General features: G+C 41.4%; 14 protein-coding genes and 1 pseudogene. 3 read left to right on the top strand and 12 right to left on the bottom strand.

Translation table 11 applies throughout. The features are described from left to right. Nucleotides 1-168: 168 nt before the first annotated feature. The 10 genes from GSQ74_RS14985 to GSQ74_RS22690 form a co-directional block, all read right to left on the bottom strand. On the bottom strand, nucleotides 169-2,220 hold the full coding sequence (locus tag GSQ74_RS14985; RefSeq protein ID WP_158994656.1) for an alpha-galactosidase: 2,052 nt from the start codon (nucleotides 2,218-2,220) through the stop codon (nucleotides 169-171). 30 nt (nucleotides 2,221-2,250) lie between these two features. After that, nucleotides 2,251-4,464: an alpha-galactosidase gene (locus GSQ74_RS14980; protein WP_158994654.1), complete on the bottom strand. Its 2,214-nt coding sequence runs from the start codon at nucleotides 4,462-4,464 to the stop codon at nucleotides 2,251-2,253. 29 nt (nucleotides 4,465-4,493) lie between these two features. Next, nucleotides 4,494-6,833 carry a glycoside hydrolase N-terminal domain-containing protein gene (locus GSQ74_RS14975; protein ID WP_158994652.1) on the bottom strand — a complete coding sequence of 780 codons (2,340 nt, stop codon included), beginning with the start codon at nucleotides 6,831-6,833 and terminating at the stop codon, nucleotides 4,494-4,496. 58 nt (nucleotides 6,834-6,891) lie between these two features. Beyond that, entirely contained in the window at nucleotides 6,892-9,183 is a 2,292-nt protein-coding gene (locus GSQ74_RS14970) for a GH92 family glycosyl hydrolase (RefSeq protein ID WP_158994650.1), read from the bottom strand. Nucleotides 9,184-9,224: 41 nt separating this feature from the next. Beyond that, entirely contained in the window at nucleotides 9,225-11,177 is a 1,953-nt protein-coding gene (locus tag GSQ74_RS14965; RefSeq protein ID WP_158994648.1) for an SGNH/GDSL hydrolase family protein, read from the bottom strand. Nucleotides 11,178-11,267: 90 nt separating this feature from the next. Then, nucleotides 11,268-12,791, bottom strand: coding sequence for a RagB/SusD family nutrient uptake outer membrane protein (locus GSQ74_RS14960; protein ID WP_158994646.1), 1,524 nt, complete (start codon nucleotides 12,789-12,791; stop codon nucleotides 11,268-11,270). 11 nt (nucleotides 12,792-12,802) lie between these two features. Further along, the gene (locus tag GSQ74_RS14955; RefSeq protein WP_158994644.1) at nucleotides 12,803-15,940 is read right to left on the bottom strand and encodes a TonB-dependent receptor; all 3,138 of its coding nucleotides are present in this window, start codon (nucleotides 15,938-15,940) and stop codon (nucleotides 12,803-12,805) included. Nucleotides 15,941-16,683: 743 nt separating this feature from the next. Then, nucleotides 16,684-18,273 carry a solute:sodium symporter family transporter gene (locus GSQ74_RS14950; protein WP_158994642.1) on the bottom strand — a complete coding sequence of 530 codons (1,590 nt, stop codon included), beginning with the start codon at nucleotides 18,271-18,273 and terminating at the stop codon, nucleotides 16,684-16,686. Nucleotides 18,274-18,336: 63 nt separating this feature from the next. Beyond that, nucleotides 18,337-19,353, bottom strand: coding sequence for a GntR family transcriptional regulator (locus tag GSQ74_RS14945; RefSeq protein WP_158994640.1), 1,017 nt, complete (start codon nucleotides 19,351-19,353; stop codon nucleotides 18,337-18,339). Nucleotides 19,354-19,367: 14 nt separating this feature from the next. After that, complete coding sequence (locus GSQ74_RS22690) at nucleotides 19,368-19,661, bottom strand: hypothetical protein (RefSeq protein ID WP_216846755.1); 294 nt, start codon at nucleotides 19,659-19,661, stop codon at nucleotides 19,368-19,370. Between the two features lie 263 nt (nucleotides 19,662-19,924). On the opposite strand from GSQ74_RS22690, the pseudogene GSQ74_RS23000 reads away from it, so the two are divergent. Further along, nucleotides 19,925-19,999: pseudogene (locus GSQ74_RS23000) on the top strand (L-fucose mutarotase); the annotation flags it as partial. A 46-nt stretch (nucleotides 20,000-20,045) separates the two neighbouring features. Further along, on the top strand, nucleotides 20,046-21,710 hold the full coding sequence (locus tag GSQ74_RS14930; RefSeq protein WP_158994636.1) for a UxaA family hydrolase: 1,665 nt from the start codon (nucleotides 20,046-20,048) through the stop codon (nucleotides 21,708-21,710). 120 nt (nucleotides 21,711-21,830) lie between these two features. On the opposite strand, the gene GSQ74_RS14925 is transcribed toward GSQ74_RS14930, so the two are convergent. Further along, nucleotides 21,831-23,552: a hypothetical protein gene (locus tag GSQ74_RS14925; protein ID WP_216846754.1), complete on the bottom strand. Its 1,722-nt coding sequence runs from the start codon at nucleotides 23,550-23,552 to the stop codon at nucleotides 21,831-21,833. A gap of 30 nt (nucleotides 23,553-23,582) precedes the next feature. Then, complete coding sequence (locus GSQ74_RS14920) at nucleotides 23,583-24,548, bottom strand: glycoside hydrolase family protein (protein WP_158994634.1); 966 nt, start codon at nucleotides 24,546-24,548, stop codon at nucleotides 23,583-23,585. 220 nt (nucleotides 24,549-24,768) lie between these two features. Between GSQ74_RS14920 and GSQ74_RS14915 the strand changes: the two genes are divergently transcribed. Next, complete coding sequence (locus GSQ74_RS14915) at nucleotides 24,769-26,547, top strand: alpha-L-fucosidase (protein WP_158994632.1); 1,779 nt, start codon at nucleotides 24,769-24,771, stop codon at nucleotides 26,545-26,547. Nucleotides 26,548-26,568 lie beyond the last annotated feature (21 nt).

Here is a 26,568-nt window from a genome sequence, read left to right as displayed (position 1 = left end):
ACCAACCTTCGCACTAATTGCATTATTCAAATCAAAAGATCGGGCAATTGTGAACCCCACCTCCTTAAATTTTCCATCAATATCAGCATAAGGTTTAGTCACATTCCTAAATAAAATTAGACTCTGACTGAATATGTTAATCAGTTAAAACAACATTCGTGAACAGCTTTAGTGTGCTGTAGTAATCTTTAGCAGAACAGCGTCCGCCCCGCCTAATTGTTCATTGACAGCTTGTGAATATTTTGTGCTTTTTTGAGTAAAGAGGTTAGTTACCTCATAAGAGCGATTGGGAGATAGGCCTATGCGGTTAAAATCTACCTTAAGATTCAGTGGGGTTTGATCGTAATTAAAAAGTGCCAGGTAAAGCGCATTACCTATCTTCCGATAAAATCCATTGGAAGCCCCTTTTTCGATATTTCCTTCCAGCGGCATAAAAGCCTTGCCATTTTTTACGATTGCCAGAAAGGCCGGATCCTGATACCATTGCCTGGCTTTAACCGACCATTGACCATACTCAGAAAAATCATCACCAGTTATAAAAGTTCCGGTTATGATAGATGACAGGAACCGCGCCCGGTTTTCACCATCGCTTTGGTGGTCAAGAACCACATGGTCGGCATCTATATAGTTATACAGCCGGGTTTGCCACCAGCCATAGGTGACACTGTTGAGGGTATATCGTGTATGTTCAATTGTTTTAAAAGCATCGCACGCAATACGGCGGCTATTTACGTACCGCCCGGTGGCCATACTTGGCGATATAGCGGCATAGATCAACATATCACTCCCTAATTTATTAACAAGGTATTCCATACCCTTACGGTATGCCTGCATCCCGGTGGTTACCGTAGGATCGTAAAAATGATTGGCTTCAATAGCGGCATGGCCCAAAAAGTCGATCTTGATCATCTTAAATCCACAATCTTTAAATATACGGGTAAAGTAATCTATCCGCCGCAGCGTGCCGGGATGGGTAGGATCAAGGGCGCGCGCGCCGTCAAGATCATGATAGCTGTTGTTTACCTTTGTCCATAATTCGCCATAAGTATAGTCGCTGCCCTCCACCTTCCTTCCGGGTACTCCTTTGTCGCCCCAGTCGGTAAAAGGCGCCCAGTAAACCCCAGGTTGCAAACCTTTTGCTTTACAGTAATTGGCAAATTGCTTCAACTGACTGTAATCGCTCCCTTTTACCATATGATCCCAATACGAGTCCAGATCGATAAAAGCGGTACCACCCAATCGGAAACCTTTCAGGCTGTCGGCAAAAAAATCAACTACCTTAACAGCTTTGTCATAGGTCAGCTTGTCCTGCATTACCCCCCAACTGTTCCAGCCTACAGGTGTGGCTTTTGTCCAGTTATGCACATAAGGAGGGTCGGCAATGCGGTTGGCTTTGCCATAATCCTCCATACCGTCGCGCCAATCCGCAAAATAGCCTGCAAATATTTGGGGCGATTTGATCACATCACCCGATATTTTGCCATGTTCAATCGGATCGCGGTTAACTTTTTCATCGGTATAGCCACCCCATACTGTGATTTGTCCGCCAGCCTTTCCAGCTTGCGTCCTCACCCCTGTTTTCCAAACTCCATGCTCCACCGATCCCCATACAAAACCATTACGTTGCCCGTTATTAAAAACGGTTCCCACCTCGGCACTGGTAATCTCGGCCAACGGCTGAAACACGCGGGACTCGTAGCTGATAAAAGTATCATTATCAAAAGGCACAAAAAGCGAGCGCACATCGCCAGTGAGCGGCGCAAAATCTCCCTGCAGCGGTGCCATGTAATTGCTGGACAGTTTTTTACCAGCAAGCCACACACTGGTGAGGAAATAATCACGACCAGCATAAGTATAGAATATCTGCGTCATCACCGGCAAACCAGGACTACGCATCGTGATCATATACTTCTTACCTTTTCCGAAACCATCTGAGATGTCCCATGAACTACATTTACGTTCGGTATAATCTTTTGAGGAGTAGGTTTTGTTGTTCGCCTTTACTATAGCCTCTATGTTATACATTACCGGTTTGCCCTGGTGGTACACTGCCAGCGTGCCGGTTTGCAGCGAATAGCGGATAACCTCATGGCTACCATAGCCGATACTGACGATGCCCGATGATGGCACAGATGCAGACTGTTTATGACCGATACCTGCAAACACCTGCGTTGCGAATACGCAGATAGCCATGGTTGGGAAAAATCGTTTTAAAAACATAGTAAGCTATTTTAATATTGACTGAACTTTTTACTCCTTTACCGCATCAATTTTAAGCACCACACTGGTTCTGTCTGAATTAACAACAGGATTAAACCCGACCGTGCTCAAAAAATCACCGGAATAAACACTTGTACTATTTATTACAGATGTAGATGTGGGATAAAGGTTAATCTCAGTTATTTTATATTTTTTAGCGCTGTCCAGTCCCTTCAACCGGATAGGTCGTTTACTTCCTTCGTCATACCGGTAATTGACCAGGTAATTTAGCATAACTGCTGATGACCTATCAGCATTTACATACATCAGCGAAGCTACACTTTCCGTACGTGGGTCTGATAAGCGGTATTGGTTGCCCTGCCAGATGATAGGCTTAATATCATTGTAGGTAGAAACTGCATTTTGGCAAAATTTCAGATCATTACCGCTTAGTTTATCAATAACAATGTCAAAACCCAGTTTACCCATCATGGCTACATCCACACGAAATTTAAGTGGCTGTTTTCCCCAATCGGTTACGTGGTTTGCGCTTGCTATAGCAGGGTAAAAATAGGAATATTCCCATTGCATAAATATCCGCTCAACCGGATCAGTATTATCACTCGGCCAAAATTCAGTAAAATATTGCAATGCACCATAGTCTACCCGGCCACCACCGCCTGAGCATAACATCATTGGCACATCCGGATACTTTGCCCTAATCCTTTGCAGCACTTTATATAGCCCCCTTACATACTCTACATAAAACTGGGATTGATTTTGATGAAGATGGACGGAATAAGCATTATAGATCACCGAATTACAATCCCATTTAATATAAGCCATCGCCGGGTCTTTAATAAATAAAGAATCTATTACATGATATACAAAATCCTGTACCTGTGCATTACTCAGGTCCAACACCAACTGATTACGTAAATAATACTCTTCTCTTTTCGGCTGCTTAATCACCCAATCCGGGTGTTTGGCATACAGATCACTTTTAGGGTTAACCATTTCTGGCTCTATCCAAACGCCAAACTTTACACCATCACTTTGAGCTTCCCTTGCAATCGCAGCGATGCCGTTTGGCAGCTTTTTACGGTTCTCCTGCCAGTCGCCTAAGCCTGCGTGGTCACTGTTACGCGGATATTTGTTCCCGAACCAGCCATCATCAAGCAAAAACAAATCTACACCGAGTTTTTTCGTATCCTTTAGCAGCTCGCTGAGTTTATTCTCATTAAAATCAAAATAGGTAGATTCCCAGTTGTTGAGTAAGGTCATCCTGTTTCCCTTTCCATCCACCAGTTTATAATTTCGCGCCCATGATTGCAAATTACGGCTGGCTTTGCCTTTGCCCTCACTCGAAAATGTATACACAAAAGCCGGTGTCTCAAATGGCTGGCCAGCGGCAAGCTGATAGGGTGATGCATAGTTGTTTATACCGGATATAATCCTCAGGTTGTCCTGCGGGTCTATTTCCAGATCTGTCTTAAAATTGCCGCTCCACTCCAACGAACCAAACAGGACACTGCCTTCATCTTCGGTTGCAGGATGGTTCAATGAAACCATAAATACCGAAGGCATAAAAAGATCTGCCCTGGTTCCTAATTTGGAATCCAGTGTTTTGATGCCATGCGTTAACTCAGTTTCTTCGGGGCGCATTTCTTTAGCCCAGTCGCCATGATATTGCCTTAACCAGTAACTGCCCGCATTCAGGTTAATATTGGCCGAAGCAAATTTTTGCAGTACTACATTACCCTTTTCATGATGCTCAATAACACTCCATTGTTCGATGACATCTTCTTTATAATACGATTTATAGTATAGTGTAACTTCAAAATCGTACACAGGGTCTTTTAGCTGTATTGACAATAACGATACATCATCACTTACCCTAGTAACCGAGTGGTTTACATATTTCAGATCGAGCGAATTATTGCCATCGGCATGCGTTACCGCTATAGCCGGTTCCAACAGGTTCCTCGATCCTGCCGGTGTATACGCGGAATTGTACATCCCCGAATAATTGTTTCCCTGTTGGTATACGCCCGGGATACCGCCGTATTCCTCCGGATTGCTTAACTTCTTTCCTAAATAAATTGTGTTCACATCTTTATTTGGCGCCACCTGTAATACGATAGCTGTTTCGGCTGTTTCAACTGGTATAGTGACCGTTTGGGCACAGGCGCTTCCTGTCCCCAATAAACCTGTTATACAAATAACTGTAAGGCAACCTCTGTAAAATATACTACTGTTTTTCAAATTTATTATGTTATAAATGTTACTAATAATTATGCTTTCTCTGACCTTATAGCTTTCAGCACCCCATTCATCTTTATCAGAACTTTTTTTCCGTCCGGGTTGGTAATGTGATAGCTGGTGACCTTACCATTTTTCCATGCAAAGCTTACCGTAAAATTACCGCGTGCCCTTAAGCCAGTCACTTCTCCCGTTGCTTTCCACTCATTTGGTATTGCTGGTATCAGTTCGATATAACCAGCATGGCTTTGTATCAGCATTTCGGCAATGCCCGCTGTTGCACCAAAGTTGCCATCGATCTGAAATGGCGGCCCTGCTGAGAGCAGGTTAGGGTAAATACCTCCTCCTGAACCATAATTAACATCGTTACGCAAAGTAGGCCTCATTAACTGGCAGTAGAGTTTAAAAGCGCGGTCACCATCGTGCAATCTTGCCCACCACAATATTTTGTAGGCTATAGACCAGCTTGGGCCATCATCTCCACGAACGTTAAGCGTTTTTTTCGCGGCTTCAGCAAGCGCAGGTGTAGCATCAGGCGTTATTAATGATGCCGGGAATAAACCATACAAGTGCGAAACATGGCGATGGTGTAGATCGGTTTCCTTGTAATCTTCCAGCCATTCCTGTATACGGCCATCTTTAGATATAACGCCCGGAGGCGGCAGTTCCTTTAATCTAGCGCTTAGCTGTGCCCTGAAGGCTTCATCGTTGCCCAATATTTTCGAGGCGGTTATTACATTATTAAATAGCTCCCGGATGATCTGGTTATCAATTGTTGCACCCATGCAAATACTGGCAGTTTTACCGTTTGGCAGATAAAACGAATTTTCAGGTGATGATGATGGCGAGGTTACCTGCCAACCGGTTTTAGGATCTTTAACTAATATACTGTTATAAAATAATGCAGAGCCACGTAATATGGGGTAAATGCTAGCCAGGTATTTCTTATCGTTAGTAAAAGTATAATGCTCCCAGATGTTATTACATAACCAACCTGAACCGGCCTTAGTTACCCCCCACGATGCACTTTCTCCGGGTTCGGTAAAATGCCAGGGATTGGTTATTACGTGTGCCACCCAGCCATCGGCATTATAATAAGCTTTTGCTGTTTTTTCGCCATGCGGGATCATTTCGCGCACCAGCTCTACTAATGGCAAATTAAGTTCCGACAGGTTTGATACTTCCAACGGCCAATGATTCATTTGCACGTTAATATCCAGGTGATAATCGCCATTCCACGGTGTTTGGATCTGGTTTGCCCATAAGCCCTGCAAGTTTGGCGGCAGTAAACCTACCCTTGTGCTGCTAATGCTCAGGTATCGCCCAAACTGATAAAATAAAACGGGCAGGCCATTATCTGATGCCGGGTCTTTATGAAAAGAGATTAACCTTTTATCCGTTGTTTCTTTAATATTATTGGCGTCACCTAAATTGATATTCACCCTGTTAAAAAGCTTTTGGTAATTGCTGATATGCTTTTGCTTCTCGATGGAATAAGGTGTATTTATAGCGGCATTGAGTATGGCCTCAGTATTTTTTTTGAAAGCTACACCCCTAAAATCTGTTCCGGCTGATACATATATTATAGCGTCAGTAGCATTTTTGATAGTCAGCATGTTATTTACAAGGCTCATAGTCCCTCCTTGCAGTTTGGCCTTTACACGCGCTATATATTGCATTCCTTTACCATCAATACCATTATCCAATTGGCCGCTTAATTGCAATTCGCCACCAGCTATCGTTACATTGCTCCGCTCCGGGCGACTAATACTAATGCTGCAATTTAGCTGTCCCGCTTTATCGGCAGTAAGCCTTATAATGCTGATATCGTTATTAAAACTGGTAAAATATTCCCTTGTATAAATAACACCATTTACTTTAAAGGTGGTTTTGGCAATAGCATTGTTTAATGATAGTTCGCGCTCATAATTATTAAACTGGCTGCCGGTACTATCAGCGCCATTGTATTTATATTTTATGCTGAGATTGCCAAGCACCTGGTAACAACCGAATGGCACAGAGGCTCCGCCTTTACCGGTACACACAAAATCCTTGTTAATCAAATCTTGCGCTTCGTCATTTTTGCCTTCAACAAGCAGCTTTCTTATTTGCGGTAAAACTTTGTAAGCATTATAGTTATTGGCATCCTGCGGTGCTCCAGACCATAATGTTATATCATTGAGCACTATATTCTCCTGATCTATCCCGCCATCAGGCATCATACCAAGCCTGCCGTTACCTAGCGGCAGTGTTTCCTCCCATTGAGTCGCTGGTTTGTCATACCATAAGCGCAATGGCTTTTGCTGGGCGCAGCAGTAATTAAAGATTAATGTAAACCCGATAAAAATCTTAAAAATTCGTTGGTTAATCATTTATTTAAAGTTTAATACGAGGCTCTGTTATATAGCCAAGCGCATTTGTTATATGCAATTAAAATCCATTATTACCAGGTCTGTCTTCCGGCGCTACGCCCCATTTTTTATTTGGCTTCGGCCCCATAACAAATACTAAAGTGCCGCCTTCTATCAAATCCTTTTGTGTAATATAGGTATGTGAATAAGGGCTGCCGTTAAGCATAGCAGATTGTATGTAAATATTTTGAGCAGACACGCCTTTCGTTTTGATTCTGAATGTTTTATTATCCGATAATTGAATCAGTACATCATTAAACTGAGGTGATCCGATAGCGTACACGCCACTGGCCGGATTTACCGGATAGAAACCCATTGCACTGAAAATATACCATGCCGACATTTGGCCGCAATCTTCATTACCTGCATATCCTGATGATGAAACATTATAAAGTTCATTCATCACTTTAGAGGCATAATACTGTGTTTTCCAGGGCTCACCAGCATAATCATAAAGATAGGTTACGTGATGGCTGGGCTCATTGCCATGGGCATATTGCCCAATAAAACCAGATGCATTTCCGTTAACTTCTTCTGATCCCGTTTTTAAGTTAAAGAAAGTATCCAACTTATTTACAAACGATTTATCCCCTCCCGTTAATGCTATAAGGTTAGGGATATTTTGAGGCACATACCATAAATACTGCCATGCGTTACCTTCTGTATAAGGGTTTCCCCCGTTGGATCCATATTTAACCGGGTCAAAAGGTTCTATCCATTTACCCGCATCATTTTTTGCCCTGAAAAAGCCCGATTTAACATCATAAAGATTTTTGTAGTATTGAGACCGGGCCATAAAATGTTCGTAATCCGAATCCTTACCCAATTTTTTTGCGAACTGAGCTACACACCAGTCATCATAAGCCATTTCCAAAGTGATGGATACTGACTGTGATTGTAAATTTTCAGGCATGTAATGATACTTCTCCCATATGGTAAACGGGGAGTTAGGATGGTCGGTCATAGAAGAGTTCTTTACCGCTTCGTACGCTTCATTTACATCAAAACCCGGCAAGCCTTTAAATACCGCATCGACAATCACAGGGATTGAATGATTTCCTATCATGCAATAGTTCTCCTGTCCCCATAGTTGCCAGATCGGCAAATAACCATAAGTCTTGTATTGGCGCAGCATGCTATTCACAAACTGCCCGTCATGCTCAGATTCAATTAAGGTATAAAGCGGATTAGCTGCGCGGTAACTATCCCATAACGAAAACGTGGAATAATGTACTTTATCTTCGGCCCTTTTAGTGGTGTAATCAGCAGCCATATAATCACCGTTTACATCAGCAAGGTTATTAGGTTGTAACAAGGCATGATAAAGGCAAGTGTAAAAAATTTGCTTCTTAACATCAGTACCTTCAACCTTTATCTTTTGTAATTCTTTCTCCCACTTGGCGTCTGCTTCAGATACTACTTTGTCAAAATCCCAATCAGGTATTTCTGTAGTTAGGTTTAGTTTTGCATTCTCCATACTAACAGCAGAAAGCCCAATTTTAGCAAGTAACGGGGTGGAATCATCCGTGCTAAAATTAAGTACCGCTCTCAGATCTGTTCCATTAATCAGCCTTTGATCAAGATATTTTGTATCTCCGTCAACAAACAGGTTGCCTGTTATCGGTTTCGAAAATTCTATATAAAAATACACTTTCCGCAATTTTGCCCAGCCAGTTATTAGTCGATACCCTTCCAATACATTTTGATTGACCATTTTAAACTGCGAATTAATAATATGGCACCCCCAATCCGGTTTTTTAAGTGAGTGGTTAAGATCAATTACCACGTGGGCCTGGCTATTTTTAGGAAATGTATACCGATGGAACCCCGCGTGTTCAGTAGCTGTAAGTTCCGCGTTAATGTTATAGTCCTGGAGTTTTACCTGATAATAGCCGGGCGTTGCCTTTTCCTGATCATGAGAAAACCTTGACCCATAACCGCTCCCTACTTGTTCCGGCTTGCCGGCACGTGTTTTTATTTCGCCGATGGTTGGCATAAATAATACGTCGAATAACTCGGCAGCGCCGGTACCGCTCAAATGGGTATGGCTAAACCCGACTATAGTATGGTCATTATAATCATAACCCGAAGCCACGCTCCAATCCGGCGCATCTCGGGTATCCGTACTAAGTTGCACCATGCCGAACGGAACGGTTGCCCCCGGAAAATTATTACCCGATAAACTGGATGCTACTGCGCCGGTGCCGATAAAAGGATTAACGTAAGCGGTTAGTTTCCTGGCTGGCTCCTGGGCAACAACGCTTTGGGCTATTATCGTAATAAAAAATGCTTTATATAAGGATCGGAACATGTTGTTATATCAGTTTTGCAGGTGAATTTTACTGTTGATGATTAACCGTTAACAAGGAAATGTACAATGCGACAAGCATTCCCTTTACTGTTTGGATTTTTGTCCTTTTCTATTTTAATTGTCAGGATGTGCTTGCCATTTTTTAAATCTTTACCCAGCAATTGGTAATATGGCAAATACAGCCAGTTGCTGAACTCGGTGTATAGATCAAGCCTTTGCGGCGCGTCATTATCAATCGAGTAAGAAATGATGCCCGTATCATCGCCAGATACGACGGCAATGCCGACAGCATTACCCGTAAATGGAAATTTAAGGGTTGCCCCTATCGTTTCTGTTGTCAGCATCGGTACATTTACAAACCCATCTCGCGTGGATTCATGGTTGGAGGGTGTCCAGTTGCTGTTATAAATCCAGTTGGCATCATGTTGAGCATGAGTTACGTCATCATAGCGCCCATCCTCAAAGCTGTATTTGCTGGTGGGCTTAGCAAGAGCATGGTCTGTTATTTTCAGATCGGCAGGGATACGATCAAAGCTCAGCTCAAGAAACTTTTTGATATTCTCAAAATATAATTCTTCCCCCAAGGGTGCAGGATGAATATCTTTGAAATCATTATTCCAGTCAAATTCCCCATTTAGAATCTTGTCGTGCACCTCTTTTGCCAGGTTAATAGAAGGTAAGTTATAGTGGATAGCTACAGCCTCATGCCGGAAGACTTCACCCGGCACAACACCCTTATCATAGTCGTTATTTTTATAAGTATCAGCAAACTCCATAAAGATCATGTCCATCGACGGATTGCTTTTCCGTGCATGCCGTACAATTCCTTCTAAGGAATGCATTTGTGTAGCGCTGTCAACACCGCTACCCCGGTCATTTACCGCGGCCTCAACAAACATTAGGTCCACCTTGCCGGAATCTAATACATCCCTTTGCAGGCGAAAAGAATGAGCAAGGCTACCTAGTGAAGGAATGCCTGCTGCAATAAAATGAAAATGTGTATCAGGGAAACGCTCCTGTAGATAGGCACAGATCATTTGACGCCATCCGGGGTTAAAAGTGATAGAACCGCCCAGGAAAGCAACGGTCGCTTTTTTGTTTTTCAGTATCGTTTTATAAAAATTAGCGATCCCACTTCTGGTATTGATGTAATCAATATAGGGCAATATCTTTTTCACCGGGTAGCTGTTGCAAAAAATGAAATCAGCAAAATATTCGGGGCGCCTGATCGGAAAATGGTGCCCCTGTAATTCCTGAGGACCATCAGCAACAGGATATATTGCAGCCGGACCACCAAGCGCCGTGTATCGTTGAACAAATATATCTGTATTCTCTTCCCTTGGGGCTATTTTATCATTCAGGCCTATTACATTTAATACAGGCACTTTAAAAGCGGCCAGTCCTTCCAGGTTATCCACCGGGTTATCCTTATAAGCCATAGCCTGCTCTTCAGTTAAATGATAAACCTCTTTAAGCTGTTTCCAGCACTCAGGGTCGCCTATACCTTTTCCCTTACCGCCTGGCCAGCTTTTTATATCATATATAGGTGTTTCAGTGTAGATGCAGCTTACTTTATCCGGATTGCGTTTGGCCCAGCCAAAGGCGTATAGATTGCCACGGCTTACCGCCTCTAAAGCGGGGCGGGATGACAACTTGAGTGAATCCGTCAACAGGTTATAAAATCTGTCCCAAACCTGCATCGCTGCGGGGCTACCATATTGATTATCAAAACTAACATATGCCACATAAAAGCCTTTCCGAAGCAATATACTATCAATGTCTGTGTGCCAGTCTGGAAAGGATGCACGCCAGACCCAGGGATTTCCGGGAAGCGCCTTTATGGGCTTAACAACGTAAGCCGGATGTATGCCAATTAAAAAATGAACCCGGTCAAAACCTTTCCAGTAATCTGACTTTAGAGGGGATGATTGCTGTGCGATAGCGGCATTAAAAAACATCAATAAACCAAACAAACACACTATCGTTTTTTTCATAAAAGATAAATCTAAAAACCATTATAATAAATGAATAAGGTCCAAATTAATGAACCTTATTGCACTCATTATATAATCAATTAAACCAATTTATTTATAATTAGGGTTTTGCACCAACACACCATCGCTTTTATCAATTTCTGTTTGTGGCAATGGCCATTGATAAAATTTGTCTTGCCAGTTAAAAGTAATTACCCCCGTATTCAGTCCGTTTAACGTCGGTCCGGCTATATGCCAACGAACAAGATCAAAATGACGAAGCCCTTCAAATGCCAGTTCGATCCTGCGCTCATGACGAATGCGCTGACGCATTTGATCTTGTGTAAGACCTGCCGGATACGCTGGCATACCAGATCTGGCACGGATAGCTGTCGTCAGCTGATATACAGTAGCATCCGGCCCGTTTAGCTCATTTTCCGCCTCAGCATACATCAACATAACTTCTGCCTCGCGTAAGATAACAGCATCTTGCTGGCTAAGCGTTGAGAAGCTGTACGGTATATTTGTGGGTTCAAGGAATTTTTTTGTTCCATAGCCGGTAGGAACCGGGTTGGCAGGAACATAAGTATTTCCATTTCCCCAGTCAACAAACCCTTTAAAAATACTAACGGATAATCGTGGATCACGATTGTTAAATATGTTCACTTTATCCGTTAACGGTGAGGTCCCCCATGGTAAACCATCCGTACACTCATAATCGTCAACCATATTTTCATAAGGCGCACAGGCATCGTAATTACCATAGTATAAATCCCATGGTGCGGTGTTATTAGGAGCAAGGAAATTTATGGTAAAAATCACTTCCTTGCTGCTCGCTTGTGTAGCATCCCTGAACACATTGATATAAGTGGGATCTAAAGAATACTGCGGAACAACGGCCTTGCAGAGGTTCAGTACCTGTGTCATAATGGTAGGATCAACCACACCTGTTCCCTGGTACGCAGCGAAAATTAACACCCTAGCCAGCAAAGCTTGTGCCGAAGATGCACAAGCATGACCATAGTTAGAGATGTAAGGTTGAGTGCCTAAGTTAGCGATGCCATAATTCAGGTCGCTCTCTATTTGTGCCAGTATTTGCGCCGCCGGTACTTTCGGTTGGTTCTCTGTGGCAAGTGTAAGCGGTTTAGTAACCAGCGGTATATCGCCATAAATGGTGTACAACTGATAGTACATAAATGCCCTTACAAACATTACCTCACCCATATATTGTTTCCTGATAGCATCTGTAACGTCACTGCCGTTGTAAGCAGCTAACTGCGTCAGAAAATTATTTACACGTGCAATGCTGGTATAAGCGTCATCATAAATTGCCTGTTGATAACCGCCGACTGTTGGGCTCAGATCACCCTGATCAATACTAGTTACGCTTCCTGAGTTAAACTGATTGTATGCATCATCCGTAAGGCAATCCCGGAAACCCATACCGTAGGAAAATTCTTCTGTTTGCATTGAACCGTAAACTGCCGCAAGGGCCTCATCAAAATCACTTTTTTGTTTAAAAAATGTCGTTGTAGCGATCTGATCGGGCGGATTGAGGTTCAGCGGATCTTTTTTGCAGGAATCAAATATCAATAAGATGGCTGCAAATAATAGAATATATTTTTTTGTGTTCATGATTATAACTATTAAAAAGTAACATTGAGACCGAAGGAATACACTTTGTTTTGTGGATACGTCAGATAATCCCCACTACCACCGCGCTCAGGATCAAGGCCCGGGTATTTGGTGTCTGTAAACAGGTTATCTCCTGAAAAATATACCCTTACACGGTCAAGTCCAATATGCTTCGTCATACTCGCAGGTAGTGTGTACCCGAAAACCAGGCTTTTTAACCTCAGGTACGAACCATCCTGTAAGAAAAATGTTGAAGGCCTGGTAATTGACTGAGGCGCATCAGAACCCCAGTAGATGCGAGGCATTGTGGTGGATGGGTTTGTTGGCGTCCAGGCATTAAGCCAGTTAGTCGTCGGAACCGCTCCCTGAACAAACGGGATCGTACCCCAGCTGTCTACAAAATATTTTACGCCATACACTCCCTGGAAGAATATACGCAGATCAAAACCTTTCCAACCGGTATTAATATTAAATGAATAATTCAATTTTGGAACAACCCCCGGTATAATTACCCTGTCATTGTCGTCAATTTTACCGTCTCCGTTCGCATCAACATATTTCAGATCGCCCGGCTGCGTGTTATCGCTGTATTGTTTCGGTGAACTGCTAACTTCGGCAGCGTTCTGAAAAATACCGGCCACTTTCAACATATAAAAAGAACCGATGGGATAACCCTGTTCATTGATCGTATTACCGCTAATCTCAGGCGCACCAAATTTAACGAGTTTATTAGTGTTATGATCCAGATTTAACCCAAAGCCGTAAGAAAGTCCCCCAAAAGTCCCCCCTTTTACTGCATTAGCATAGTTCAGCGCAAGTTCAACGCCCTTATTATCAACGGTCCCATCATTGATAGTAGGTGCGCTTAGGCCAACTACAGCTGTAATTTGTGCCGAACGCAAAATATTGGAGGTTACCCTGTTGTACCAATCGAATGTAACATTGAAATGGTTGAATAATTCTATGTCGGCGCCTACATCGGTCATTGTCGTGGTTTCCCAAGTTATTGTTTGATCATTTAATGCTGTCTGCGCAACCCCGGGGGTCAGATTTTGATTATCAAATGAATAGGCTCCGGTTAAATTTAACAAAGCCTGATAGGGATAATTTCCAATATTTTGATTTCCCACTTGGCCCCATGATCCTCTGATTTTTATATTACTAACCCAGTTTGCATTTAAATCTTTAAAGAACGGCTCCTCCGTAACTCTCCAACCTGCTGATGCAGATGGAAAGGTTCCCCATTGATGACCTGGAGCGAATTTTGAGCTACCGTCAACGCGGATATTGCTTTCCAGCAAATAACGCTCTTTATAATTATAATCCACGCGGCCGAACCAGGATTCCAATGCCCATTGGTCGCTGTCTCCTCCGTTCGATTCAACCGACGGGCTTCCGGCATTGATCTCCTGTAAGCTATTGTCTACATAGTTTAGCCGGGAAGCCTCCAGATTTTCGTCTGTGTTTTGTTCCAAACTCCATCCGCCTTGAACCATCAGGTTATGACTGCCAAAGGAATGCTGATACTTTAAGTAACTAAATATATTGCTATAAAATGTGGTGTAATCCTGAGATTCCAGTCCCTGATTTACATCGAATAATTCTCCGGGCTGATCAGTGGTGTAATAATACTCCTGAATATTTTCCCCAAAAGTTTTATAATGAGTGAACGTCCCGTTAAACGCCGCTTTGGTATACCAGGAGAGATCTTTGGTAAAATTTACATTTAACCAGCCCTGAATGTCTGTTACATAATCATTGACATCGTTATAAAGTCCGCTGTTCAACACAGCTACCGGATTTTTATTATTGTACTCAAACGGATAAGTTTTAAAGGTATAATGCCCGCTACCATCGGTTGTATAAGGGCCATAAGTGGGCGCCTGAGATAATGCGGACAAGAACATATCCTCTGATCCATTAGAAGTGCCATCCCTAACCCCTGATTTTAACAGGATGTTTGAACCAAATGTAATATGGTCATTAATCTTGGACTGGATATTAGTCCGAATATTATACTTTTGGTAGTCAAACCCTTTCATAATACCTTGCTCGTCGGAATAACCCAGATTGACGTCATAGGTAGTCTTATCGTTACCACCGCTAAATGTAAGATTATGGGTTTGAGTGGGCGCTGTCCTGAAAATATAATTCAGCCAATTGGTATTGGGATATAAAGAACTATTGGGATGAGTTGCATAAGCGTTGATATCTGCCTGACTATACATCTGGGAGGTATCCGGTAAGCCGGAATTGATCCGCGCCTGATTGTACATCTCCATATACTGTACAGAATTGGTCACCACCTGGAAAAGTTTTGTTGCTTTTGCTATACCGTAATTCACGTCATATTCAATCTTCATTTTTCCCGCCTTTCCCTTTTTGGTAGTAACCAGGATAACGCCGTTAGCAGCCCTTGAGCCATATATTGCAGCTGAAGAAGCATCCTTCAGAATAGATACGCTTTCGATATCGCTGGGGTTAACATCATTTAAATTGCCGGGCACGTCATCGATTAAAACTAACGGAGAGGTACCGGCACCGCTAAATGTGCCTACACCACGGATTAAAATTGAAGCATTTTCATTTCCCGGTTCACCGCTGCCTTGGTTTACCGCCACACCAGGTGCAAGGCCTTCCAGCATAGTAGTCACGTTTACCACCGGTCTTTGAGTCATCTCATCGCCGGATATAGTCGAAACTGATCCTGTAAGATTAATCTTCTTCTGGGAACCGTAACCAACCACCACCACTTCATCAAGTGATTTGTTGTCTGTTTCCAGCTTAACGTTAATAGTTTGCTGATTATTGATGTCGATCGTTTTTGTTTGATAACCGATCATTTTAAATTCAAGCACAGCATTTCCGGGCGCCTTAAGCGTGTAGTTTCCTTTAATGTCCGAGGTTACTCCTGTGGTTGTGCCTTTAACTGTAACAATAACTCCCGGCAATGTGCCGGTGTTATCAGATACCGTACCGCTGACTGTACTAGTTTGCGCATGGGCGTTCAGCGAGAATAATGGTAAAAGAATCAGCAGAAACAAAGCAAGCTTGTATTTACCGGTAATAAGCCGCCTTTTGAGGCAACCGCCGGAAAAAGCTTGCCTCATATCGCTATCCTTTAAAATGGAATGAGTAAAAATTTTCATAATTTAAGTTAAGTTGGTTTCGTTTAACATGGAATGGTAATAGACATTGTAGAATGAATTAAAGCTACTTTAAGCATCGTGGCCTTAGGTCTTACCTTCCGGTGGTTTGTTTTTTTGGTTCATGTGAGAGGAATTATGTTGTTTAAAATTGGTTGTTTACTTACCTATCCTGTTACCAGCCGCATAATACCCCTGGTTTACTTCGCAGCAAACAATTGGCTATGGCTACATATCAAACATCCATTTGCACCATGCGCTATTAGCAGCACATTATATAATGGAAAACACTAATCTTTAAGCAACTGGTTAATAATTGGTATACTAGTACAGTTTGTATATCTATTCTATACTATACTATAATTCAAAAGTGAAAATATAAAATGACTTTTGCAAACTTTTCATTACTTTTTTCATAATACTGATTATTTAAGTATTGAATTCTTTGTATTTAGAGGGCAGTTATTTCTTATTAAAAATCGCTACAGTTAGCTAATTTATTATTAGCTAAATCGTTATTAATCATTCGATTGAAAGTATAAAATCATTTGCGATAGATTTTACCCAATGCATATTTTATTTTTAACACCCCCTTGATAATCCTACCGTCAACTCTGTTTCATGAAAAATTAACAAAAACTTAAAAACGAATTCTTAAATAAAGTATAGAATAGTACAGATAAAGCCTACCAATAGGATTGTTCGTTAGTGATTGCGAATATTATACCAATTGTGAACTACATGTACTATCCACCGGCGATGCCTAGCGGCGAGAACAAGACAAAGGCGAGCACCATCAGAGTAATGAGCAGCGCACTTACCAAATGCCGGTAACGCCAGGGCTGAATATCTACTACCGGATGCTTTTCTGGTTGATAAGGCACCTTGAGCGGGAACAGTCGCCCTATCAACAACATTATACCAATAGTGACTACAAACAGGATAGCCAACACATGCAAATAATGCATTGGCGGATGAAATATCAAGATAACGCCAGCATAGGTCAATATAAAAAAGGCCAGTCCAATTTTTGCAGCTACGGGCGGCACTCTGCGGGTCAGAAGGCCTACAAGTAAAACAGAAAAAATGGGCACGCTAAAAAAGCCGGACAGCATCTGGATATAAGTATAAAAGCCGCCTTTAAACAAGATAATGAACGGCGCTATACAACATCCCATCAGCGTGAGCAACACCTGGAAGATCTTACTACCCCGCACCAATTGCTCATCGCTTTTCTGCTTGCCTGCTTTATCAAACCAGGGCTTGTAAATGTTCATGATAAATAATGTTCCTGAACTGTTGAGGCCGGCATTAAAAGTGCTGAAAACTGCCCCTAAAACGATGGATGCCATAAAACCCTGGAAAACAGCGGGCAGAATATCCGAGATCAGCCTTGGAAATACCTCCCGGGTATTATCAAGATGAGGATACATGTGCACAGCAATTAGTCCCGGCAAGTTCAAAATTAACGGAGATAGTAATTTGCCCACGCAGGCTAGCGCTATACCTTTCTGACACTCTTTCAGATTTTTAGATGCGAGTGCCTGCTGAACTATAAATTGCTCCATGCCCCAGTAATACAGGTTCATGAGCAGCATCCCGGTAAAAATTGTGCCGAAGGGTACCGCATCTGTAACTGAGCCGATGGCGTTGAGATGTTCTTTTTTTTGATGTAATATAACCTTCACCCCACTTAGTAAATTGCCATGACCGAGATATTTAAACCCATAATAAGATATGAGCAGGCACCCTGTCATCATACCCAGGCCTAACAATGTATCGGAAATACTCATGGCCCGCAAGCCGCCAAGAATGGAGTATAAACTACCCGTAATCCCAATGATCACAATAAGCACGCAGCTAGTGGTGGTTGAATCCCACCCCGTACGCTCGCTAACGTGGAATATACCGTTCATAGCCAGTGCACCACCGTATAAAATGGTGGGAATAAGGTTGATTGCATAACTGGCCAGAAAAACAATAGATACTATCCTCTTGGTAACTGCATCAAAACGGTGCTCTAAAAAATCGGGGGTGGTGATGGCACCTATGCGCAGATAAACCGGTAGCAGAAATTCCGACACAACAAGCATTGCCAGGATAGATGTCATCCCCCAGGCCATAACAGACATGTTATTGATATATACAGACTCGTTTTCGCCGATAAGCAGGTTGCTGCTCAGGTTGGTCAAAAAAATAGAGGAGCCAACCAGCACAAAACCGAGGCTGCGATTGCTTAAAAAATAATCATTCACCGTTTTTAGGCGTGTCCTTCTTGTTTTGAGCCAGGAAATTAAGGCTACCAATCCGGTACAAATGATAAAACTAAGTAGCATGGCAAACTAAAGCGATGTTGATAATATTGATTAGAATATAGATATACACTCTACTTATTGACGCTACAATGATTTGCGCCTGATTAGCGTTGTGGGAATGATCTTATTAATTGCTTTACCTGACATTACAAATGCAGCTGCTGCTTCAGCCATTAACCTGAAATCAGTAGAATAAGTGGTGATACCACCGCAGATAATCTCTTTTACCATGTCATCATTGTGCGACAAGATACCCACGTCGGTACCCAGATCCAGGTTTTTATTTATGCAGTCCTTCAGCATGGCCCATAGTTCTGTATTGTTAATAGTAAAATATACTTTTCCCTTAGTGATCGCTCCCACAGTATATTCCGTTTGTATTGTTCCCTTTATGTCGTATTCTTTAATAAATCTTTTAAAAGACCGCAGAATTTCAATTGGTGTATCTGTAGATGGACGGTAGTAGAAAACAAACTCGTCATAGCGCGCTATTACGTCTTTTAATTCGCAGAAAGCTTTATATGTTGCTTGTTCAAACTCCTGTGTAACGTATGAGAAGTCGCCGTCCATCTGTTCAAAACGATCGATCATCAGGAATTTATCCAGGGGGATACTTTTTAGAATATCCCGGGTTCGTGGATTTGGTATGGGCGCTACCACATACATACCATACTTGCCACGTATGTTGCTGATAATGGTGTCCAGAATATCGATATTGTTATGGTGGAAAAATACATCAAGAAGCACTTCCTGATTAAGGTGCTGCTTAAATGTTTTGTAGAACGTCTCCTGAAAAGTATCAAATGCGTAAAGCACTAACGCTACCCGCAAGTTCTGCCCGGTATCTGCACTGGCAATAAAAAAGCCCATACGGTTACGGGATTCTACAATACCGCGCTTAATGAGTTCCTTGTAGCCTTTCATTATGGTTTCCCGGGCAAAGCCTAACTCATTCATCAACTTGTTGACTGATGGCAGCAGATCGCCTACCGCAACCACTCTATTATCAACTGCATTGATAATGCCCCGTACAAACTGTTCGTGCTTGGTTAGCCTGGGTATGCCCTCAAGCTCATGTATCTGGTCATATATATTTCTCATCAAACGTATTTTTATTATGATTTGACATTTTCATTGAACATTGACTCTGCCAATAATGGAATAGAATAGGATAAGGCCAAAGGTAGATTTATTTGCGTAAAATCTGCATTTTGATGATATTTTTTTGTTAATGAGTCAAATTTGATGAATACAATCAATTTTAGATCCTTAATAATTGTTATAGTTGGGCCAGCTTTAAAGGCTACATACATGCATAACATCATAACGACAACAGATGGTAAAACAATAGGTTCCCAAAGCATTAATAAAGCGATAGACGCTGTATTAAACAATGTGAGCAATTTCAATATTTATGATTGTGATAACATACCTAATATCAAGTTAAGTAACGCAACAAAAAAGAAAATACAATAAAACGTGTCTATTGGAAAATCCAGCCAAATAACCATTAAGAACGGATTGAGTTTCTGCAAAATCACTTAATAGTTTGACAATAGCATAAAACTTTAAGCCTTAAACAAATACTTTATTTGTAAATCAATAATTCGGTTACTTATCCATCTACAAACCTGAATTAAGACATTAATAAACAACATAAAATCTCTGTTTAACCCTTGATCTGAAGGATGATCCTAAACTTATCACCGAATACACTAAATATCATAAAAATATATGGCCCGAATAAGGCAACAAATGGGTCTTAATGGAAAATATTAAAACTGCAAAAAGTAATGATTAAGGAAAATACAGACATTTTTTTAAAAATCCATCCTGATGATAATGTAGCTGTGGCTTTGCAACAGTTGAAAACAGGTACAGAAATAAATTTAAAGGACTTAAACTTTACAATTTCTGAAGATATACAAGCAAAGCACAAATTTGCATTAGAACCATTGCAACCCGGTGCTGAAGTTTATATGTATGGTATATTAGTTGGTAAGGCAACCCGGTTTATCCCGCAGGGAGGTTTGTTATCTGTAAATAACTTAGAACACGCTACAAATGACTTTGCACTGGGCAAACGCGAATTGGAGTGGAACAAACCCGTTGTTAACGATTTTATCGGAAAAACTTTCAATGGTTTCCATAGGGCCGATGGTTCAGTAGGTACAGCAAATTATTGGTTAGTTATCCCACTGGTATTCTGTGAAAACCGCAATATCGATGTACTTAAGGAAGCATTAACTACAAAACTGGGATATAAAAAAGCCGCCAGCTATGAAAATGAAGTTGATCAACTCATCAATCTTTATAACACAGGGCAAACAGCCGAGGCAATTTTAAATGCAGACTTGCTGGATTCAGAAGAAAATCCTGCGGGCAATCGCTTATTTAAAAACATCGACGGGATCAAATTCTTGAATCATACCCTGGGTTGTGGAGGTACGCGCCTGGATTCTGAGGCTTTATGTGGGTTATTAGCCGGGTATATTACTCATCCAAATGTGGCAGGAGCTACAGTGCTTAGCTTGGGATGCCAGCACGCTCAGGCGAGTATTTTACAAGCTGAAATCACCAAACGTGACCCAGCCTTCAACAAGCCCCTTGTAATACTGGAACAGCAAAAACTGGGCACAGAATATAATTTATTACAACAAGCACTAAAACAAACTTTTGCAGGCTTAATTGAGGCCAACAACATTAGCCGACAACCTGCGCCATTGTCAAAACTTTGTATTGGGTTAGAATGCGGCGGTTCTGATGGGTTTTCAGGCATTTCAGCTAATCCCGCTTTGGGGTATGTTTCTGATATGTTGGTTGCTTTAGATGGCTCGGTGATCTTGTCGGAGTTTCCTGAGCTTTGTGGTGTTGAACAGGAACTAAGTAATCGTTGTGCTGATGACCAAACTGCAAATCGTTTTATGGACCTGATGATAACTTATAATAAAAAGGCGGAGAGCGATGGTTCTGGCTTTTATGCCAATCCATCACCGGGTAATATCAAAGATGGCCTCATTACCGATGCAATTAAATCTGCCGGGGCCGCAAAGAAAGGAGGAACATCCCCAATAACCGCAGTTCTTGATTATCCTGAGAAAGTAACAGCTAAAGGATTAAACTTATTATGTACACCAGGCAGTGATGTAGAAAGCACTACGGCCGAAGTAGGATCAGGCGCTAATATTGTTTTATTTTCAACCGGTTTAGGTACGCCTACTGGTAACCCTATAACTCCAGTTATTAAGCTTTCTTCAAACACAGCGTTATATGAACGTATGCCCGACATTATAGATATTAATTGCGGGACTATTATTGAAGGCAAAGAAACAATTCAACAAGCAGGTGAACGAATCCTGAATTTTATTATAAAAGTGGCAAGCGGTGAATTAGAAACCAAGGCAACCCAATTAGGCCAGGATGATTTTATACCCTGGAAAAGAGGTGTTTCACTATAAATAAAATTGCTGTAATATATTTCCGGCATTGCACATATTTAGCAATGCCGGAAATACCAGCACTGAAAATCCCGGCATGCACTCTTGCCTGAATTGTGTCTTAAACCTTATTCGGTGGCTTTAGTATGCCAAATTTCTGTATTTATCTACCGATGCGCCCATACCCTTTTCACCATGATATTCTGGTGGATTGTTTGTCCACATATAAGGTTTATATAGGGTGGCACATGATGGATTATCTTCTTTTAACTGATCGAACGCTTTCCAGTAAACATCATAAGCTTTAATTGATGCTGCTATATTTTTTTTGTCGTAATTACCTGTCTGGTCTCCGGTATACCCTAAAACCATAATATTCCAACCTTCGGCAATAATCTGGTGTAATATTAAACCATATTTGCAGGATACATTGATATAATCCTCATCAGCTTTATTAGTAAGATGTACCCGACTGCTTAAATCAACTATCTTTTGCCACATGTCAACGGCTTCGCGCTTCTCATCTACCGATTTTTGCAGTAATCCTTTATCATAATAAGTTTTGAATATTATAGCCAAACGACCGTCGGTTCCGCTTAAAAATTCATCGCGCATCCAAAATGTCCAACCGCTTTGAAAAGGCAATGTAGCAGAATCATGCCCCCGCAAAACTGCTTTTGCTGACAGCAGGCATAGCTCCCTAAAAGCTTTACGACTTTGGCCTCTTATGCCGTTTTCATCCATAAAACGATTAAATACCTGTTCTTCCGTTTGCCGTGTATCAGTACCCCAATGGCTAATTACATATGCATTCAATTTACACCAAAACTCATTAGTAATATACGGACCTACCCATCCCCCACCTCTCGACCATGACCAGATACCCCGAAACTGGGGAGTGTTAACAATATCTTTCAATCCCTTATAGCCTATTTGTGGGGTATTGGTATTAAACTCCTCAAAACCATTAATCACACCATCCATTATATAATCAGGATAAGCACCCTTCCCTTCATACTCACGCTGACATTCCACCTCAACAATTTGCGGTTGCTTACCTATACCCAGTGTAGGGTTAAAATCCATTGTCCGTTGGTAATCACCGCGCGTATGTTTAATTGAAAAAATAAGGTTAGGATGCGGCTCTATCTGGTTGGTGACCGCCAAATAAACATCCGGCTTTTGATCCATCCCGGCAGAAAGCCAGGTTCTGTAAAAAACCATTTTATTCCTTTTCACACATACTTCTTCGCGCAAAAGGTTTATGAGTTTAACATGGCTTTCAATTCCATTGGTTATAGGGTTATTACCTGTATGATAAGGCACATTATTTAAATAAGTTTCGCCGGTACGTATCACCAACCCATCAAGATCAGGGAAAGTATCAAACAATTCCTTAAACATTATTCGATGAATTTCTATGGTTTTAGGCCGCTCAAATGATATCCTGCCCTTTTCATCACATATTTCATCATGATAAATCTCAACCAGCTTTTTTGGCAATACAATAATGTCGGTAAAGTAGTAAGCCTTCTCGCCTGCTGCATGTGCCCTTTTAATATTTGCCCTCACTTTTTCCGCAGCCTGCATTACCCATGCCCTTTCTTTTGAACCTATCGGGAATATATTGGGGTTCAAACTATCAAAGGTTATAGCTGCATGGGCAAAGGTAAAATCGTTAATTACCTGCCCGGTATACCCCTGCGCTTTTAAATACGCCGGATCATTATAATCTGATTGCGTTAAAGGTTCGCCAGGGTTATTATGTACCATATCTAACAGATAAGGTTTTGTTTGGGCATATAAATGCATTACATAACACTGTATTACAAATAGGGTTATTAGTATTTTAAAGTACTTCATAATAATTCAATAAGCAGAAAATGCGTATGCTTAATTCGATGGTGGCACATAGTTTTTAACCGGATTAACTACTATCCACGATTGTCCTTCTGCGGTTAGGCATGCAGTAAACAAGGCAGTTATCTCACCTTTTTCATTAGGATAAACAAACGGGCGCTCGCGCCTTTTAAAAGTTTGAGAGGTACCATCGTCATAAGTTACTGTTTTGGTATATATCGGTTCCTTAGAAACTGCTTTATAAGTGACCCCATCCTTTGAATAATATTGCGCTCCACTTTTTGCCACCCCGGTTAACTTACCATTAAAATCACTTAGTAATACATTATATTGATTTGATGCCCACCATATAGTAGGATCTTCCAACTCGTTATTATCGGGCAATAAATTGGAACCATCGCCCTGTAAAGTATACTTCGCATTAAATGCCGGAGCCGTATATACCTGTGCAATGCGAATATTATTTACAGCTTTACGGCCAAAAACATAAATACTACCGTCCTTTTTCACCAAAACTGCCGGATTTGAAAAAGGCATTGCTTCAGAATCAATCCTATTCCAAGGGCCTGTTATTGACCGTGCCCATGCATAACCAGTTTTATTGGAGGATGAAATGTAATATAGCACATAAATATCTCCGGCCTTAACTACTTTGGGGTTGTGCGCGCGCTCCTTATCCCATTTACCTTCTCGTTTTTGCAAAACAACTTCCTGAAAGGTGTAGGGGCCATATAAATTATCGGCCGTTGCACGTACCACTTCTGAATAGGTTGTCCAACCGGCTAAACCATATTTTTCCGGCCATCGAGATGCAAACATATGATACGTATTACCCACCTTAATAACTGATGAACACCAAAGTATATACCCATCCATTTTAAAACCTGCATTTTTAATTGCGGGTTGTATAGCATCTCTTAATGTTTGGGCATTAGCGATATAATTAATTGAAATAATGAGAATTATTTGCAGCAGTACGGCACGGCTAAATCTTTTCATAAAGAGCTTATAGTTAACAGATCAAAATTAGCATAACCTGCTTTTAATTATTATCTGCTGTTACCATTCTATGCAGGCATGTTGGCATACAGTACTATGTAGTAAATGCGCTTGAGTAATATTATTGATATGGTTATTTACATTGAACAACAAGCCAATAAAATGGAATGATTAAAGGGATATTATTCCTCATTTTAAAATTCAAACTCAAAGTATTTAAATGAAACAATTGCTCATCATCCTGCTATTAACTCAGTTTATTTTCATCAAAACCAATGCACAGGAAACAGAACGATGGGATAAGGAAGTATCAGCTACGCCAAACCCTAGCCAGCAATGGTTTAAAGATGCCAAATTTGGAATGTTTATTCATTGGGGTTTGTTTGCGCAGGCTGGCGGAGTGTGGCAGGGGAAAGATTACTATGGCATATCTGAGTGGATGATGAACCGCGGTAAAATACCCGCCGTTAATTACGCTGAACTCGCTAAAAAATTCAATCCAACTAAATTTAATGCAAAAGAATGGGCACAACTAGCTAAAGATGCCGGTATGAAATACATGGTTATAACAGCCAAACATCATGAAGGATTTGCCATGTTTGATTCTAAGGTATCTGATTTTAATATCGTTAAAGCTACACCTTATCATCAGGACCCTATGAAATCCCTGGCACAGGCTGTACGCGATGCCGGTTTACATTTTGGGTTTTATTATTCTCAATATTTAGATTGGCATGAACCGAACGGCGGCGGCAACAGATGGGATTTTAATGAAGCTAAAAAGGATTACCAGGCTTATTACCGTACTAAGTCTATTCCGCAGATTAAAGAATTGCTGAACAATTATGGCTCGCTGGGTTTAATATGGTTTGATATGCCCGGAGGGTTAAGTAAGGAAGAAACCCAAAAACTGATTGATGATGTTAGAAAGATTCAACCGGGTTGCCTCATCAGCAGCCGCGTTGGTAACGGGCTCGGCGATTTCAAGGATTATGGTGACGGTGAAATACCGGCAACGGCACCCGGTGACGGCGCATGGGAGGCATTATTTACACATAATGATTCATGGGGCTACAGCAAGTTCGATTATAACTTCAAGACACCGAAAGAGATTGTTCGTCTGTTAACTACTGTGTCTTCTAAAGGTGGTAACCTGATATTAAATGTTGGCCCAGATAGTACCGGTCAAATGCCTGAATACTCTGTTAAATACCTGCGCCTGGTAGGTAAATGGCTTAAAGTAAACGGAGAAGCTATTTATGGTACAACAGCAGGTTTTATTAATCCGCAGCCCTGGGGGCTTACAACCTCTAAACCGGATAAGCTTTATCTTCATGTTTTTGAGCGGCCTAAAGATGGCCTCATATTTATACCCGGTTTATATCAAATAAAGAAAGCCTATCTGCTGGCTAATAAACAGCCCCTTGCTTTTGTTAAGGCCAACGGGGGCATCAGCATTAAATTACCTTATTTGATTGATCCATATAATACGGTAATAGCTGTTGATTTAAAAAGCAAACCAATATCGCTAAATGTGGATGCACCGGTAACTGTATCAAACCAATATACCAACAATGCGCTTGATGCCATAAATGCACATCCATCAGGAAAAGCACAGATCAAAAGCATTACTTACAGTCACTATTTTGGAGATTGGAAACATACTCTCTGCCTTGTAGAAATGGCCACACCGGAAGACGGGGCCATATTCCTTGCCAATATCACTACCCCGGGTGATTACAAGGTGACTTTAGAATATGCATGTCCCCCTGCTCTGGCCGGGCAAGAAGGCGTTATGAATTTGAACGGGAAAAACTATCAGTTTGCAACACTGGCAACATCTGATTACGAAAGCCATAAACCATTGCTTTTTATTAAACAAACCATCGCCATAACTACCATTTTAAAAGCCGGGCTATACCGGTTAAACATACATCCGTTACATAATGGTAACGAATTATTTAAACTAAAAACCATTTGGCTGGAGCCTGTAAACTAAACACACGATAACCAAATAAAC

Source organism: Mucilaginibacter sp. L196, from assembly GCF_009765905.1.
Classification (GTDB): Bacteria; Bacteroidota; Bacteroidia; order Sphingobacteriales; family Sphingobacteriaceae; genus Mucilaginibacter.
This window is presented reverse-complemented; position numbering and strand designations above follow the sequence as displayed.